The sequence below is a fragment of the Elusimicrobiota bacterium genome, assembly GCA_026388095.1.
Classification (GTDB): domain Bacteria; phylum Elusimicrobiota; class Elusimicrobia; order UBA1565; family UBA9628; genus UBA9628.
In genome coordinates this window covers 1-16,319 of the sequence record JAPLKL010000067.1, presented here as the reverse complement: position 1 = coordinate 16,319, position 16,319 = coordinate 1, and the positions used below count along the sequence as shown (strand labels likewise).

The following is a 16,319-nucleotide window of genomic DNA, read 5'->3' as shown; positions in this document are numbered from 1 at the left end:
ACTTGGCACGGTCACCTGATCAGCGGAAATGTAATCTTCTGGTAGATGTTGTCCCGATCGACCGTCGGATGCTGCATCCCTCCACTCACCCTATCCACCTCTGCAATCACATATTCGCGCAACTCATCGGTCGAGATGGTCCCATCCCCGTCCCCGTCAGCGGCGCCGCTTGAAAGGCCCGAGAGAAGCGCCTTCGTGAATATCCCGTTCTGAAGGTCATCCCGCTCAAAAGAAAATTCCCCTCCCTGACTGGAAGAGAACACGATCGCTCCGGATCGGCGCAGCAGATCATTATAGATATACCGATTCTTCTGGAGCAGGAACGGCCGCGGAGAGAACCGGCCTCCGTCACTTCGCACCCGGATATCCTTGATCGTTCTGGGGCGCAACCCCCGGCTCCTGGCCTGAGCATATTGTTGATTCGCGGCCTTCTCCTCCACCTCCCCAGATTCGCAGGTGTCCATGAGAAAGAACTTCTTGCGAGGCGAGATCCCCTGCATGATGCTCTCCAGCAGCTCGAAGCTGGCGGCCGTTCGCGACAAGTCCCGGAGATCCGCGTCATGGGTGGCGAAGTAGTACGTTGCGGCCGCATCATGATCATGGATCCCGTGCCCGGAAATGAACATGACGACGGTGTCGTCGACTCCAGCTTTCTCCAGCAGTTTCCTGGCTCCTTTGATGTTCTGGACCGTGGCTTCTCTGTTCACAAAGCTCTTGGCATAGACGTTCTTGAAAGACTTCCCTTTCATCTTGACGAAGGCATCCGCAAGGTCGAGCGCATCTCTATGCGCGTACTTCAGATTGAGCGCCTCGTTCGCATAGTCGGATACGCCGAAGCCAATATAGTAGAGGTCGCCGCCGACCTGCTCTCTATAATCAGCGAAGGTCAAAGCCCTCAGACACTCCACCCCGTCAGCGGTCAAGCACGAGACCTCCAGCTTGTTGCGCCCGCTCGCCAGCTCGATCCTTTCCGTCCGAGCGATGTCTTTGCCATCGACATCCTTGCCGTAAGCGCCAAAAAGCGGGACGTCATTCGCGTAGATGTTGTATTTCTTGATCCGGGACGTTGCATCGTGCAGCTTGAATCTGATCTGCAGGAACTTGCCGGTCTGCTTGCTGCCCAGGATCTTCGCGTCAGGGGCCTGAAAGTCGCCCGCCGGAAGATCGTAGGGGATTCCCAACCTCTTCAGGCGCCTCTCGTGCTGCGCGAGATAATGCTGAAGCAGCCCTTGGTCACCCAGCTTCAATCTGGCGAGGACGACGTCTGGGCGGTTGAGCCTCGTGGCGAACTGATCCACTCCGTAGGCGGTCAGCCCTTTGACCATCTTGACCAAGTCCCCCGCATTCTTTGAGCCATCGAAATATCCGTCAGGGGTGTACATGATCCAATCGTCGCTTGAAGCCGAGCTCACGAGGGCCAGATTCTCACCGGTTTCGATATCCCAGATCCGCAAAGATCCATCGGCGCTGCCCGTGACCACGCGTTTCCCGTCCGGGGTTACCGCCACTGCCAAGAGCCGGTCGCTGTGTCCTATGAACGACCGGATCTTCGCTCCTGTCCGCAGGTCCCAGAGATAGGCATTAGTGTCATCACTGGCCGTGACCATTCTCTCCCCGTCAGGGGTCACAGCGACCGACCACGAGGCCTTCCCGGTATCGAATGTCCTTATCACCTCACCCGTAGCGATATCCAGCCACTGAGCGCTGTTGTGGCTCGAATATCTGCCGACCGCAAGATATCTGCCATTGGGACTCACAGCCAATGAGACCGCCCCCAGCCTGCCGAAGTCGCGCTCCACCCTGCCGGTGGCGATGTCCCATATGTTGGCGCCCGAAAGGCCGCCCGCGATGAGGCGCTTCCCATCGGGCGTTACGGCGACGGATGGTCTCACCAGATCTTCACTAATATAAGTACGGACTTCCTGTCCGGTCGCCAGATCCCAAAGCTTGGCCGCATGGTCCTCGCCGCCGGTAACCAATTGTTTCCCATCAGGGGTGATGGCGACCGAGGTCACGCCGGCGTGATGTCCCCGGAATACCCTGATTTCCTGCCCTCCCACCAGACTCCAAAGCCTGGCCGTGCAATCATAGCTGCCCGTGACCAGGTACTCTCCATCCGGCGTTATGGCTATGGAGGTGACTTTCTGGGCAGGGTAGGTCCTGATTTCCTGCCCTGTCGACAGATCCCAAAGCTTGGCAACGCCTTCGGAACCGCCGGAACCGCCGGTCACGAGATATTTCCCATCGCGCGTCATGGCGATGGAGCCTGCTTGAAATGCGTGGCCGGTGAACGTCCGGACTTCTTCTCCAGACGTCAAATCCCAGAGCTTGACGGCCTGGTCAAAAGAGACTACGGCCAGGTATCTGCTGTCTGGGGTCACGGCAAGGGCGCGCACAGGCGCTCTGCCCCTGAAAATAGCAATCTCCTTGCCTGTGGCGAGATCCCATGACTGGACGGCCCCGCCGTCCCCCCCTGCGACCAAGCGCCTATTATCCGGGGATATTGCGACCGCCAAGACCGGATCGGCATGTCCTTTGAAATCCCTGATTCGTTTCCCCGTCCTCATATCCCACAGTATGGCTGTCCCATCGCCGCGACCCGTCACCATCAGTTTCTCATCGGAACTCATCGCGATGGCGGACGCCAGCCCGCTGCCCTGGAAAGTCCGGACCGACTCCCCAGTAGCCGTATTCCACAAGGTGTAAATGTCTTGGTGGTCACCCCTACGGGCCGCTATTGTCAGCAGATAGCGGTCAGTGGCATAGAAGGCAGGGCTGGCGAATGGTCCGAAAGATCTGAGCTCTTTTCCTAAGGATAGGTCCCATGATTTGACGGTGTTGTCCAATCCGCCCGCGACGAAACGCCTGCAATCCGAGTTCAGCGCGAGGAAAGTCACCCATTCATTATGGGTACGGTAAGTCCCCATGCGTCGCCCCGTGGAGAGATTCCACAACACAACATTCCCGGCCTGGTCCCCCGTTGCCAGGTTGTCGCAATCGGCGTTCACTGCCATGGCTCTTATCCCGGAGCCCTGCCCCCGGAAGGTCCGAATCAGTATCCCCGTGGAAAGTTCCCACAGTTTTGCGGTCTCGTCGTCGCTCGCGCTGATGAGATACTTCCCGTCCGACGTGATGGCTGCGGAGGTGGCGTGAGCCGTATGCCCCGTCTGGAGTTCGAGCTGCAGGCCCGACTGCTTGCCGAATGCCTGGGACCACACCGTCGGAATCAGCGCTGGCAACAGCAGAAGGCCGAGCCAACAGTTCGTGGTTCTTGTCCTCATAGGCTTCATAAAGCGACGCGGCTGATGATTACCGGCGGTGCAGTCTAGCTGTTCTGTTTTTCGACATTGCCCTACGTGTGATTCTGTTGGTCAGTATAACATTGACGGCATAAAGCGCCGTCCATCGGAATTATAGTTCTCCCGCCTTCGCAAAGCAATGGACAGAAGGGCCCACCTATTCGGCAAGGGCCGTCCAGGCCGGGCCGCATAACACGCCACCCATTCCCCTTGGAACTTTTCAAGGCTTTGATCGTATATAGAGTGGGGTCGGTCATGCGCCCGGACCAAAACCCAAGGCCAGGGCACTTGATAATAAATAACTTATCTGTTATATTACAGATGAGCTTCCTAAAGACGAAATACTATCCAGACGGAAGCTCCGGCCCGGTGCGGGAATATCTCGACAGCCTGGTCGAACAACGCCCAGCCGCATTTCTCAAGCTGGCCCTGGACCTCGAGATACTGGGAGCAGAAGGGCTTCGGTCGAAACGGATCACCATCCGGCCTCTTGGCCAAGGGTTATGGGAACTCAAGCGGCTCTTCGAGGGCATCCGATATCGAGTCTTCTTCTGCGTGGACAAAGGCTGCGCTTGGCTCCTCCATGCCCTGGAGAAGACGAGCGCCAAGACCCCACTGGATGATATCCGGCTCGCCCGCAAACGCATGCGAAGGATAGGATCATGAGAAAGGTGACACAGAGCGGTTTTGACGAGCACCTCCAGCAAGTCCTCAAGGACAAGCCCGCATTGGCCAAGGCCCACGCCGAGCAGTTCGCCCAACTCCCCCTTGCCACCCAGCTCTCCATCATGCGCCGCAGAAGATGGCTCTCCCAGAAGAGCCTCGCCAAAACCCTCCGAGCCAAACAGCCCCATGTGGCAAGGATGGAAAGCTCACGCCACGATCCCAGACTCTCCTCCATCCAAGACCAAGCCCGCGCCCTCCATTGCCACCTCTTGTTGGTGCCAGACGAACTCCTTGCCAAGGTGGCCCGACTCGTCGCCTTGGGCCAAGCGGCGAGCGCCGCGCGCTAAATCGGCCCAACGCTCAGACCCGGATATACCTTCAAAAATATATTCACCTTTGGCGCTGGCGGCATATGCACATTGCTCACCCTCGGACGAGGCTTCACTTGGCAGATTCTCGGATTGACTCGGATTGAGCGGCTCAAGCGCATATGCCGCCAGTTTAACTTCAATGGAATCCCTTTTGTTTCTTCCGACGGTGAGCTGGTCTGGGCCGCCTTCTGTCTGCTTCGCCAGCCTTCTGATTTCCTCGACGGCCTCCCGTTTTCCTCACATTTTTAAAAATTGTTCTTTATTTTACAGCGTTATTCATATCGCGCGCGCGATGTGAATAGCACCGATATTTTCAGCGTTATTTTCTGAAAAACGTAGGACCATCTGCCCTCGCATGACGCTCAATTGCGCCTCATTCGTACTTGCAGGAGAGGCGCTCCTCCATCAGGCGCTTGTCGGATGCAACCGACGCGGCACATGCGCATCGATCACCATCGGACCAGGCTTATTCGTCGAATAAAGATGACGGGGACCGTGGTCGGCGCCCTCGGATCAATACCTCTCGCAACGGGCATCGTAAATTCCCGGATTGGGTGACTGAGTGAAGTGCATATGCCAGCAGCGCTGGGGGTGAATATATCCTCAACGACATATCCCGGGGACAAGCAACCCCCTGGAACCTTTTCCCACCCCCGGTGTCCCATCCCCATGCCCGTCAAGGAGGACGCCATGAAGACCCTCGCACTGACCCTCGGCCTCATCCTCGCCAGCCTCGCCCCGGCCTCGGCCCAACAGCTCGTGGCCTGGCCCATGGGCTCCCAGAACGGCCTGCGGATGTTCTTGCCCGGCATGCCCATCCGACCCCTCCCGCCCATTTTCAGGCCCGTCCCCCGGCCGCCGCATCCCACCCCGACGCCGGTCCCGCAGCCCCAGCCCCTGCCCCAGCCAGAAGGCACGGTCATGACCTTCTCCGGCTACCGAGTGGACGGAACCGTGGCCGACCAGACCGCGGACCTCTCCTTCGACATCACCTTCCATAATCCCACCCAGCAAAGGCTCGAAGGCGTGCTCCTCATCCCCATCCCGGCCGACACCGTCCTCAGCGGCTTTACGATGACCGTCAACGGCCACAAGATGAACGGCGAGCTCCTGGAATCAGACAAAGCCTCCGCCATCTACCAAGGCATCGTCAACCGCATGCGCGACCCCGCGCTCCTGGAGCTGGTCGGCGAGCGCCTCCTGCGCGCCAAAGTCTTCCCCATCGAGCCCAGCGGCGACATCAGCGTGCACATCGGCCTGACCCAGCTCCTGCACAAGAGCGGCGAGCTCGTCTCGCTCAACATCCCGGTCAAGTCCGCCCGCATGCTGCAAGGCCAGGCCGGCCGCGCCTCGGTGCGCCTCAAGCTCAGCACCACCGCCCCCCTGCGCACCCTCTACACCCCCCTCTCCGGCGCGCAGATCCGCCGCATCGGGGACCGGCAGGCCGAAGTCTCCTATGAAGAGAGCTCCCAGCATCCCGCCGCGGACCTCGACCTCTTCTTCTCCATGCGCTCCGACCCCCTGGCCGCCAGCCTCCTGGCTTACAAGGAGGACGGCGAGGACGGCTTCTTCATGCTCAACCTCTCGCCCCGCCTGCAGGCCCAGGGCGCGGCCACGCCCAAGGACATCGTCTTCGTCCTCGACCGCTCCGGCAGCATGGAAGACGACGGCAAGATGGGCCAGGCCCGCAAGGCCCTGTCCTACTGCATCGGCCGCCTCTCGGCCGAGGACCGCTTCGCCGTGGTCGACTTCGCCACCGACGCCAACACCTTCGCGACCGGCCTCGTCGCGGCCAGCGCCGCCAACAAGGCCCGCGCCAAGCGCTACGTGGAAGGCATCTCGGCCGCCGGCAGCACCAACATCGAAGGCGCCCTGGAGGAGACCTTCAAGTTCCTGCGCCGCGGCGAAGGCCGCCTCCCCATGGTCTTCTTCATCACCGACGGCCTGCCCACCGTGGGCGCCACGGACGTCAACGAGCTCCTGCGCCGCGCCCACGAGCGCAACGCCTCCCTCAACGCCCGGCTCTTCGCCTTCGGCGTGGGCTCGGACGTCAACACCCTGCTCCTCGACAAGCTCGCCGCGGACAACCGCGGCAGCCGCGACTACGTGGCCCCGGGGGAGGACATCGAGGGCAAGGTCTCCGGACTCTACCAGAAGGTGGCCAAGCCGGCTTTGACCGACGTGCGCGTCGACTGGCAGGGCCTCGAGGTCAAGGAGCTTTACCCGCGGCCGGTCACCGACCTGTTCTACGGCTCCGAGCTCGTTCTCATGGGACGCTACCGCGACCATGGCAAGGGGTCCCTGGTCGTGACCGGCCGCATGGCCGGCCGGGCCGCGCGCTTCGTGTTCCCGGTCGAGCTCCCCGCGACGGCCGACCGGGCCTTTTTGCCCAAGCTCTGGGCCGGCATGAAGGTGGCCCACGAGCTCGACGCGATGCGCCTCTCCGGCGCTGCCGACCAGGAGACCATCGCCTCCATCGTCAAGCTCGCCAAGAAATACGGCATCGTCACGCCCTACACCTCCTACCTCATCGCGGAGGAGGGCCAGAACATGCCCGCGATCCAGGCCGCGGCCGTCTCGGCCGTGCGCGGCATGGCCCTGGACGCGGCGTCCAGCGGCTTCTCCGGAGGCGCCGGCGTGGCCCGCAAGGCGCAGTCCGCTTCCCGCTTCCTCGGCGCCCTGTCGGGCTCGTCTATGGCCATGATCTCCGGCGCGGCCGCCGCGCCCATGGACATGATGGCCGAGCAGGAGGCCGCCGTCCGCCAGGATATGGGCCGGCAGGGGTCCCGGGCGACGCAGACCCGCACCATCGCGGGCAAGACCTTCTACAAGCGCGGCCAGACCTGGGTGGACGGCGACTACGAACTGCGCGAAGGCGCCGCGCCCAAGACCGTGCGCGTCGTCTACCTCAGCCCGGAATACTTCGACCTGCTGTCCCGCAAGCCGGCCTTGGCGCGCTATCTCGCCCTGGGGAGCAGCCTCAAGGTCATGGACGGCGACACTCTCTACGAGGTGGCGCCGCAGTAAAGGACTCGGCACCCGCAGGGTGCCGAGTCAGTCGGCCCCCCTACGAGGGGGGCCGGCGTGTCGTTGGGGGTGAACCGGGGGCGCCGGTTCCGTTGGATTGGGCAAGACTACATCCTGCTCCGGTCCAGGCCTTTATGATATCCTTCCGGCCATGGAGCGCTCCGCACGCCTCGCAACCGCCCTGCTCGCGGCCGCGCTGCTGCTGAGTCCCGCCGCCGCGTCCGCCCAACCCCGCATGCCGCCGTCGTCCCCATCCACGGCCGAGGGGGGCCCCGTCGACCGCTTCCTCAAAGGCGCGGCGCGCGTGTTCACCCACATGGACGGCCCCGTGGGGCTGGTCTTCCTGCCCGCCATCTCGGCCAACCCCAACTCCGGGGTGACCTACGGGGTCCTGCCGGTCGCCATCCTGACCAACCCCCGCCACGAGGTCGAGCACATCATCGCGCCCATGGTGAATTACAACCAGCTCTTCGGGCCGGCCTTCCTGGGCACCTACTACTGGTACCCCTCGGCCGACGCCAACTTCCGCGCCGTGCTGCAGAAGGCGCAGAAGGTCAACGGCCGCGCCGCCCTGCGCTACGAGGACCGCGCCTTCCTGGGCGACCGCTGCCTCATCCGGGTCGACACCAACCTGGAGGAGGACGGCACGCCCCGCTTCTTCGGCGTCGGGCCGGCGAGCCCCAAGAGCGGGGAGTCGAGCTACCGGCTCAAGGAAGGCTTGGCGCAGGCCGACTTCGGGGTGAAGTTCCGCCACGGCCTGGAAGCCAGCGCCGGCTGGCGGTTCCGCCGCGCCGAGACCTTGCCCGGCACCGTGGCCGCGCCGGCCGCCTTCGACCCGGCCCGCCTGGAGACCGCCGGCTACTCCATGCCCCGCTTGACCTTTTCGCGCGACACCCGGGACCTGGGCTCCACGCCGAGCCAGGGCAGCTTCGCCGAGCTCTTCACGGAATTCTCCCGGCAGGCCCTGGGCAGCGACTCCTCCTTCCAGCGCTATGGGGGCCAATGGCGGCTCTATCTGCCGCACTCGGACGGGCACGGTACGGCCTTCCACTTACAGGGGGAATACTCGGACGGGCGCGCCATCCCCTTCACCGCGCTGGCCTCCTTGGGCGGGCCGCGCTCTTTGCGCGGCTACCCGGAGGGACGCTTCCAGGACCGGGGCTCGGTCTTCGGCAACATCGAGGAGCGCTTCACCTTCCACCGGCTCAGCGTGGTCAACGCCGTGACCGAGTTCCAGGTCGCCCCGTTCGTGGACGTGGGGACGGTCTTCCCCAGCCCGGACCGGCTGGAGGTCAAGCACCTCGAGCCGGTGGTGGGGGCGGCGTTCCGGGCCGTGGTCAAGCCGACCGTGGTCGGCCGCGTGGAGACCGGCGTCAGCCGCGAGGGCCCCGCGGTCTACATGGGCATCGACTACCCCTTCTAGAACCGCCAGCCCAGCCGCGCCAGAAGGGATACGGCCTGGACCTGGCTGGAGGACTGGATGGAGTTGCCGAACTTGGCCCCAGCGATCGTCCAGTAGTGCCAGCCGGCCTCGAAATCCGCGACGTAGCTGCGGGAGAGCAGCACCTGCACGCCGCCGCCCAGCATGACCGCCAGCCCGGTCGAAGTCTCGTCGATCTCGCGCATCTCCCGCGTGCCCGTGTCGCTCCAGACCGAGCCCGCCTTGGGCGTCATCTCGATCTCCTCGGAATAGACATTGGCCCCGAGGCCCCCCACCAAGAACGGGCTGACCCGGCGGCCGGGCCGGGGCAGCCAGCGGCCCTCCAAGAGCAGGACCGAGGCCTGGACCTGGGCCGTGCCGTCGAGCGTCGCGCTCTGCGGCCGGGCCTTGGTGAAGCCCATGCTGTCGAGGCGCAGGCCCAGGTCCCATTCGGGCTTGCAGTGGACGAGGAACTCGACGTCCGCGGCCGAGCCGCCGTTGGCCACGCGCTTGAAGCCGTAGCTGGTCAGGGGCAAGGCCCCGCCGAAGCCCGCCTTGATGACGCGCTCGCCCAGACGCACGGAGCGCCCGTCCCAGTCCGGCTCGTAGTCGATGCGCCGGATGCTGTCCCGGCGGATGTCGAGCGCGCGGCCCTGGACCGAGACTCCAAGGTAATCGGTGGTGGCGGACAGGAGCCTGCCCTCGAAGCGGCTCCCGCTCTTCATTATGAAGGTCTCGGCGCGGGCCCCGGCCCCCCAGCCCGAAAGCAGCAACAGGACCGCCGCCGCCGCGCGCGTCTTGTCTGTCATGGACCCCTCCTTTAGTAGACTCCCCGCACCAGCCCCTGGAGCCCTGCGATGGGGATGAAATAGATGGGCTTGCCGGCGGCGTCCTTCCACACGGTGGCGTCGTAGGACTCGTCGCGGTTGTCGCCGAGCACGAAAATCTCGCCCGGCGGCACGAGCAGCGGTCCCAGGTTGTCGCCCAGAAGCCGCTCCCCGGCCCGCTTGTGCTCGACATAAGGCTCCGGAAGCTCGCGGCCGCCGACATAGACCGTCTTGGCGCGCAGTTCCACGGTCTCCCCGGGCAAAGCGATCACCCTCTTGTCCAGGTCCAGGCTCTCCCCGGTCGGAGAGTGGAAGACGACGATGTCTCCCCGCCGCGGCGGCCGCAGGCGCAGGGTGACCTTCTCGACGACGAGGTGCGTGCCCACGAGCAGAGTCGGTTCCATGGAGCCCGAAGCCACGAAGATGGACTCGCAGACCCAGATGCGCAGGGCCAGCGCGATGGACACGGCCACGCTGACCAAAAACAACAGCCTGGGGAGCTTCACCTAGGGACAATGATACCAGACGGTGCGCAAGCCTGCAATTTGTTATCCTAGCCCTCATATGCCCGGCCCAGCCCGCAAACCCATGAGCCTGCTGCTCGTGGAGCTGGTCCCCGACGAGGCGGACCGCCATTTCCGCGCCAGCTCCTACCCGTTCCTCATGGGCTTGGCCCGACCCTTGGGCTGGCGCGCCTCCTGGATCGCGCTGGGCGTGCGCTACGACCCCACCCTGAGCTACGCCTTGGAGCCCGGCGACCTGAAGCTCTTGCGCGCCGAGCTGCGGCGGCGCAAGCCCGATATCGTCGTGCTCAACGAGCGCCTGCGCGACGGCCAGTGGACCGAGCTCGGCGCCGGCGGCGCGCGCCTGGTCTACTGCCCGCTGGATGAGGACCTCTCAGCCTTGGGCCGGTTCGTCAAGGAACACCTCGGCGCCGAGGGGCCCGGCCTCGACGACCCCTATCTGGCGGACCGCGTCCGGCCGGGCTTCGCGCGCCGGGTCATCAACGCCGCGCCCTGGGCCGCCGCGCCGCCCATCCGCGTGGTGGCCGGTCTGCGCTGCTCCTACCGCAAGCGCCTGGCCGGCCTCCCCCTCTACCGCGGTCTGAGCCTGCCGTTGCGGCACATGGGCTGTTCCTTCTGCTTCGCCGGCTGCCTTCCGGAACAGCCCTTCGCGCGCGACCCGGTCGCTTTCGCCGCGCGCGAAGCCGCGGCCGCCTGCCGGGCGCGTCTCCCCGCGGGCCTGGAGCGGCGCTTCGTCTTCGTCGGCCACGAGCTCTGGCGGCGTCTGGAGAAGCTCGCCTGCGCCCTGTCGCGGCAGGGCGTGCGCGCAGCCGAGCTCGGCTTCATGCCGCGCATAGACGAGTTCCTGGCCGCGCGAGCCGCGCTGGAGCGCTGCCTGCCCCGCCTGGCCGCCCGGGGTCTCTCCCTGCGGCTCTACGGCATGGGCGTGGAGAACTTCTCGCCCGCCGAGAACCGGCGCCTCAACAAAGGCATCTCCGCGGCCCAGGTCCACGAAGCCGTGCGGCTCATCGCCGAGCTGAGCCGCCGCTGGCCCCGCCATTTCCGCTACCCGTCCCGGCATCTGAGCACCATCCTCTTCACGCCCTGGACCACGCCGGCCGACCTGCGCGTCAACCTGCGCGCCATCGGGCGCTGCCCGCTCATCCACCACGGCTCGGCTTTGGGCAGCCGCCTCCAGCTCTTCCCGGGGCGCCCGATCACGGCCCTGGCCGAGGCAGACGGGCTCGTGCTGCGCCGGCACGACGACCGCTCCTACAACTCCGGCTGCGTCGTGGCCGCGGACCAGGAGGAGCTGCCCTGGCGCTTCGCTCATCCCCAGACCGCGGTCCTGTGGCGCTTGGCGCGCCGGCTCTCCACCAACCGCAGGGGCCTGGCCGAGGACGACGAGGAGGCCCGGGCCGTAGCCGCGCTCCTGCCGCCCCAGGAGGGCTGCCCGGAGCCGCCCGACCCGCTGCCGCTCTTCGCCCGCGCCGTGGCTCTCATGGCTGGCCGGCCCCGGATCCGGTCTTTGGACCGGCTCCTGCAGGGCCTAGGTCGAAAGTCCTAGGCCCTGCCGGGACCTATTCTCCAGGCGCGATTGGGCCCAGAGGCCTACACTATTCCCATGAAGCGCTCTTGGCGGGGGATCGCGGTCCTGCTCGGCTGGTCGGTCTTGGCCGGAGGGCTGTGCGGCTGCGACCCGTCCTGCGGCGCGGACGGCAGCGCCGTCTCGGCCGCGGGCCTCTCCGCCCCGGCGCCCGCCCGCTTCGGCTCGCCCCAGCAGCCCCAGCTCTCCCCCGCCGCGGCCGGGCTCATGGCCGGAGCCCGGGAGCTGGCCGCCATCGGGCCCGCCGACGGCTCCTCGCCCGACGCCGATCTGCGCGGCGTGCAGGAGGGCCGGGTGCGCTTCGACGGCTCCGCCCGCCAGGCCCTGGCCCCGGCCGTGGCCGGCAAGCCCATGGTGGTCCGCGCGGGCATGGCCATCGACACGGACGGCAAGACCGCGAATTATGATCCGCGCATCCACAACGACCCCTATCGGCAGGCCCGCACCTCCCTGCGCTACAGCGACGGAAGCTCCCTGAACCCGGCGGAGATACCCTATGTCGTGGTGCCCAAGCGGCACCAAAGCCTGCTGGGAGACCTGGTGGAGGTCGAATACGGCGGCCGCCGCGTCATGGCCGTGGTCGGCGACTGCGGGCCGCGCTTCGGGGAAGGCTCGGTCGCCTTGGCCGAGAGCCTGGGCATCCCGGCCAGCGGCACCAGCGGCGGCGTGTCCGGCGGCGTGACCTACTCCTTCTATCCCGGCTCGGGCCGGAGCTACTCCGGACCCCGGGCGCTCAAGGCCGCTTTGGCCGGCCCCTCCGACACCCGGCTCGCCTCCCTCTGATCAGCCGAGGAGCTCGGTCTCGATGCGGCGGTAGTGCGCGACGACCGAGGCCACGAACTCGCGCTTGGCGTTGTAGGAGCCCGGGAAGAAGCTGCCCTTGAAGCCCGCGATGACCAGGTTGCGCAGCTGGTGGCGCGAGAGCCCCACGGCGCGGGTCACCAGCTCCAGCTCGCGCGACACCGTGGTGTTGGAGACCAGGCGGTTGTCCGTGCAGATGCTGACCGAAAGGCCGTAGTCGATCATGGTCTTGATGGGGTGGGCCGCGATGGTCTTGATGGTCGGCGTGGTCTGCAGGTTGCTGGTGACGCAGGCCTCGATGCCGATGCGCTGGCTGGCGATATAGCTGGCCAGGTCCTCGACGTAGCGGCGGTGGTCGGGGATGTCCGAGGCCTTGATCATCTCGTGGGCGAAGAGGAAGGTCCCGTGCCCGATGCGGTTGGCGTGGCACTGGGTTATGGCCTGCCAGATGGACTCCGGGCCGTAGGCCTCGCCCGCGTGGACGGTCTTGCGGATGAAGTGGTCGTGCGCGTACTGGTAGGCCTCCCGATGGTCCTCGGGCGGGTAGCCCGCCTCCTCTCCGGCCAGGTCGAAGCCCACGACCGGCATGCCTTCCCGCGCCCAAGCCACGGCCGAGCGCGCCAGCTCCAAGGAGGCCGCGGCGTAGACGTCGTCCTTGTCCGCGTACTCCATGAGGCTCAGCAGGCTCGCGAAATACGGGGACATGCCCTTCTTGAACTTGCGCATGCCGCAGACGATGATGCCGTAATGGAACGGCAGGTCGGCGCCGGAACGCACGGCGGCCCGCCGGTTGTGGGCCTTGGCGCCGGCCCAGAGCCCCTTGGCCACGGCCCGCACGGCGTCGCCTGCGCTCATCCCGTCGCAGACGTGCAGCTGGGGGGCGAAGCGGACCTCGATGTAGCGCACGCCCTCGGCCGCGTTGTCCTCCACGAGTTCCCGCGCCACGCGCTCGAGGTTCTCGGGCCGGCGCAGGACCGCGCAGGTGTAGGCGAAGCCGTGGAGGTACTCCAGGAGGTCGCGGTAGGAGTCCTTGAAGACGAGCTTGCGCAGCCCGGCTTCGCTGGTGGAAGGCAGCTTCACTCTCTCCTGGCGGGCCAGCTCGATGAGGGTCTTGAGGCGCAGGGAGCCGTCGAGGTGCAGGTGCAGATCGGACTTGGGGATGCGGCGGATGAACTCGGTGGTGATCCGGTCTTTCATCGCGGGATGTGTGGTCTTCAGGGTATGGCCTCCAGAGGACTCCTATCCTACGAAATTTTTCCAACCGAGGGGAGACGGTCAAAAAGGCTATAATGGCCGTCGTCTTAGGATAGGAGGCGAACGATGCCAGTGATGACCGACACGAGAGAGAACCTCAAGACCGCTTTCGCAGGCGAGAGTCAGGCCAACCGCAAGTACCTCGCCTTCGGCCAGAAGGCCGAGAAGGACGGTTTCCCGCAGGTGGCCAAGCTGTTCCGGGCCGCGGCCGAGGCCGAGACCATCCACGCGCTGGGACATCTCGCGGCCATGGACGCCATCGGCCCGACCGCCGACAACCTCAAGGCCGCGGTGCAGGGAGAGACCTACGAGTTCACCGAGATGTACCCGCCCATGCTGGCCCAGGCCCAGAAGGACGGCCACAAGGCCAAGACCATGTTCAACTGGGCGCTCCAGGTCGAGGAAGTCCACGCCGGCCTCTACCGGAAGGCCCTGCAGGCCGTGCAAGGGGGCAAGGACCTCGACCAGGTTGAGATCTACCTTTGTCCGGTCTGCGGCCACCTGGAGCTGGGCAAGCCCGCTGGCAAGTGCCGGGTCTGCGGCCTGCCGCCGGAGAAGTTCCGCCGGATGGATTAGTCCGTCCCCCGAGCGGGCGAGCTCCGCTCGCCCGCAACCGCCCGCGCAGCGGGCGGCAGAACCCGCTCAGCCGACAACGGATCAGCGCCGACCGGAGTGTCGGCGCTGGGTTCCGGTCACGCCTATGGCGTGACCGGAACTACTTGCGGGCCGGCTCGGCTTTCTTGAAGGTGAAGCCGGGCTCGAAGAAGCCTTTGTCCGCGATGTGCTCGGCCACGAAGCGCCGCAGGGCCTTGGAGGTCTTGACCTCGCCCGCCGGCTTCATCGCGTCGTCCTTGACGAAGGAGAAGGTCACGCTGTCCGGGGCCGGGAACTCGTAGACCGCGAGGTTGTAGGACTCCTTCTCGCCGAGGTCCCGGCAGTTCAGGAAGCTCTTCCCCCCCACCTCCGATGAGAAGACCCGGTAGTGGGCCGCCTCTTCGGGCTTATAGGGCTCGTGGCTGCGCATCTCCACGACATACTCGTGGTCGTTGAAGGCGAAGAACTCGAACTCGGCGAAGCCGACCTCCTGCTCATGGACCTGGACCCAGCGCCCCAGCAGCCGCCCGTCGATCTTCCCGGCCTCGGGCGCTCCGAGCGGGACCGGAGCGCCGTAGGGGCAGGCGGTCAGCGCCAGGCAGAGCAGCAGCGGCGCCCACGGCCAGAGCCGCGACATAGGTCAGGGCGACTGAGGCTGCTGCGCCTGCGGCGCGGGGGCCGGCTGCGCCTGCGGCGGTGGGGCGGGCTGTGCCTGCGCCGCCGGGGCGGGCTGCGCCGGAGCCTGCTGCTCCTGATGCGCCCGCGCCCAGTTCTCTTTGTTCTCCCGCAGGACGCGCTGGGCGTAGAGCACCCCCGCCACCGCTAGAGCCGCCCCCAGGAGGCCGGACAGGGCCGACTGCGTTGATGGACTCATGCCGGTGATGATAACTCTTTTCAGGGAGATTTGGTATCATCCCTCGACCACGGAGGCCCCATGCGCAAGGACGATCTCAAGTTCATGAAAGCCGCCATCCGAGAGGCCCGCCAGGGCCTGCGCGAAGGCGGCATCCCCATTGGAGCGGTCCTGGTCAAGGGCGGCCGCGTCATAGGCCGCGGCCACAACCGCCGGGTGCAGAAGAAGTCGGCCATCCTGCACGCGGAGATGGACTGCCTGGAGAACGCCGGCCGGCTCAAGGCCCGCGACTACCGGCGCTGCACGCTCTACTCGACGCTCTCGCCCTGCGCCATGTGCACCGGCGCCATCCTCCTCTACAAGATCCCCCGCGTGGTCATCGGCGAGAACCGGACCTTCAAGGGCCCGGAGAGCTACTCGCGCCGCTTCACCCGTCTGGTCAACCTCGACCTGGCCGAGTGCCGCGAGCTGATGGCGGATTTCATACGCCGCCGCCCGGAGTTATGGAACGAAGACATAGGGGTTTGACACCTTTTAGGAAAAATCGCTATATTATCCAGGTCCCGCCGCCGCAAATCCCCGAGATTTTCCGGCACAAGAGCGGAATGCTTATGGGTCGGCGGGCTGGGACGCGGGCGTAGTTCAATGGTAGAACACGAGTTTTCCAAGCTCGTTACGTGGGTTCGATTCCCATCGCCCGCTCCAGTTCAGATGCTGGGGTAGCTCAGTTGGTAGAGCATCTCCATGGTAAGGAGAAGGTCGTGGGTTCGATTCCCATCCCCAGCTGGTTTATGTTAGAATACGCCGCCTCAGGACGGACAGTCAGCGCATAATGTCAAGGAGAGATCGAACATGGCCAAGGCGAAATTCGAGCGCACCAAGCCGCACGTCAACATCGGGACGATCGGGCACGTGGACCACGGCAAGACGACCCTGACCGCGGCGATCACCCTCTACCTCTCCAAGAAGGGCTTGGCGACGGCCAAGCGCTACGACGAGATCGACAACGCTCCGGAAGAGAAGGCGCGGGGCGTGACGATCAACGTGCACCACGCGGAGTACCAGACGGACAAGCGGCACTACGCGCACGTGGACTGC

General features: G+C 65.6%; 15 protein-coding genes and 2 tRNA genes. 11 read left to right on the top strand and 6 right to left on the bottom strand.

Features of this window, described 5'->3' with window-relative positions; translation table 11 throughout:
- Positions 1–11 precede the first annotated feature (11 nt).
- Positions 12–3,290 carry a caspase family protein gene (locus NTY77_16590; GenBank protein ID MCX5797110.1) on the bottom strand — a complete coding sequence of 1,093 codons (3,279 nt, stop codon included), beginning with the start codon at positions 3,288–3,290 and terminating at the stop codon, positions 12–14.
- A gap of 219 nt (positions 3,291–3,509) precedes the next feature.
- Here NTY77_16590 and NTY77_16585 point away from each other — a divergent pair, with 219 nt between their 5' ends.
- From NTY77_16585 to NTY77_16570, 4 genes are all read left to right on the top strand, one after another.
- Complete coding sequence (locus NTY77_16585; protein MCX5797109.1) at positions 3,510–3,965, top strand: type II toxin-antitoxin system RelE/ParE family toxin; 456 nt, start codon at positions 3,510–3,512, stop codon at positions 3,963–3,965.
- Positions 3,962–4,312, top strand: coding sequence for a hypothetical protein (locus NTY77_16580; GenBank protein ID MCX5797108.1), 351 nt, complete (start codon positions 3,962–3,964; stop codon positions 4,310–4,312). Before NTY77_16585 ends, NTY77_16580 begins: the two co-directional genes overlap by 4 nt.
- Before the next feature lie 714 nt (positions 4,313–5,026).
- On the top strand, positions 5,027–7,363 hold the full coding sequence (locus NTY77_16575; protein MCX5797107.1) for a VIT and VWA domain-containing protein: 2,337 nt from the start codon (positions 5,027–5,029) through the stop codon (positions 7,361–7,363).
- A gap of 151 nt (positions 7,364–7,514) precedes the next feature.
- Positions 7,515–8,786 (top strand): BamA/TamA family outer membrane protein, encoded by a 1,272-nt coding sequence (locus NTY77_16570; GenBank protein ID MCX5797106.1) that lies wholly within the window; start codon positions 7,515–7,517, stop codon positions 8,784–8,786.
- Here the strand turns inward: NTY77_16570 and NTY77_16565 are convergent.
- Both NTY77_16565 and lepB read right to left on the bottom strand, forming a co-directional pair.
- Positions 8,783–9,592 carry a hypothetical protein gene (locus NTY77_16565; GenBank protein ID MCX5797105.1) on the bottom strand — a complete coding sequence of 270 codons (810 nt, stop codon included), beginning with the start codon at positions 9,590–9,592 and terminating at the stop codon, positions 8,783–8,785. The genes NTY77_16570 and NTY77_16565 overlap by 4 nt on opposite strands.
- Before the next feature lie 11 nt (positions 9,593–9,603).
- Positions 9,604–10,116: a signal peptidase I gene (gene lepB, locus NTY77_16560; GenBank protein ID MCX5797104.1), complete on the bottom strand. Its 513-nt coding sequence runs from the start codon at positions 10,114–10,116 to the stop codon at positions 9,604–9,606.
- Positions 10,117–10,198: 82 nt separating this feature from the next.
- On the opposite strand from lepB, the gene NTY77_16555 reads away from it, so the two are divergent.
- Both NTY77_16555 and NTY77_16550 read left to right on the top strand, forming a co-directional pair.
- Positions 10,199–11,680, top strand: coding sequence for a hypothetical protein (locus NTY77_16555; GenBank protein ID MCX5797103.1), 1,482 nt, complete (start codon positions 10,199–10,201; stop codon positions 11,678–11,680).
- 57 nt (positions 11,681–11,737) lie between these two features.
- The gene (locus NTY77_16550) at positions 11,738–12,502 is read left to right on the top strand and encodes a glycoside hydrolase family 75 protein (GenBank protein MCX5797102.1); all 765 of its coding nucleotides are present in this window, start codon (positions 11,738–11,740) and stop codon (positions 12,500–12,502) included.
- Here NTY77_16550 and NTY77_16545 read toward each other — a convergent pair whose 3' ends face one another.
- Positions 12,503–13,717 (bottom strand): adenosine deaminase family protein, encoded by a 1,215-nt coding sequence (locus NTY77_16545; protein ID MCX5797101.1) that lies wholly within the window; start codon positions 13,715–13,717, stop codon positions 12,503–12,505.
- Between the two features lie 132 nt (positions 13,718–13,849).
- Here NTY77_16545 and NTY77_16540 point away from each other — a divergent pair, with 132 nt between their 5' ends.
- Positions 13,850–14,350, top strand: coding sequence for a rubrerythrin family protein (locus NTY77_16540; protein ID MCX5797100.1), 501 nt, complete (start codon positions 13,850–13,852; stop codon positions 14,348–14,350).
- Between the two features lie 139 nt (positions 14,351–14,489).
- On the opposite strand, the gene NTY77_16535 is transcribed toward NTY77_16540, so the two are convergent.
- Positions 14,490–15,005 (bottom strand): hypothetical protein, encoded by a 516-nt coding sequence (locus NTY77_16535; protein ID MCX5797099.1) that lies wholly within the window; start codon positions 15,003–15,005, stop codon positions 14,490–14,492.
- A 3-nt stretch (positions 15,006–15,008) separates the two neighbouring features.
- Complete coding sequence (locus NTY77_16530; GenBank protein MCX5797098.1) at positions 15,009–15,242, bottom strand: hypothetical protein; 234 nt, start codon at positions 15,240–15,242, stop codon at positions 15,009–15,011.
- Between the two features lie 60 nt (positions 15,243–15,302).
- On the opposite strand from NTY77_16530, the gene NTY77_16525 reads away from it, so the two are divergent.
- The 4 genes from NTY77_16525 to NTY77_16510 form a co-directional block, all read left to right on the top strand.
- A complete protein-coding gene (locus NTY77_16525; GenBank protein ID MCX5797097.1) occupies positions 15,303–15,749 on the top strand; it encodes a nucleoside deaminase in 447 nt (148 codons plus the stop codon).
- Between the two features lie 103 nt (positions 15,750–15,852).
- Positions 15,853–15,926: transfer RNA gene (locus NTY77_16520), tRNA-Gly, on the top strand.
- A gap of 8 nt (positions 15,927–15,934) precedes the next feature.
- Positions 15,935–16,007 (top strand) — tRNA-Thr (locus NTY77_16515).
- 66 nt (positions 16,008–16,073) lie between these two features.
- On the top strand, positions 16,074–16,319 hold a 246-nt coding region (locus tag NTY77_16510; protein ID MCX5797096.1), incomplete at its 3' end, for a GTP-binding protein.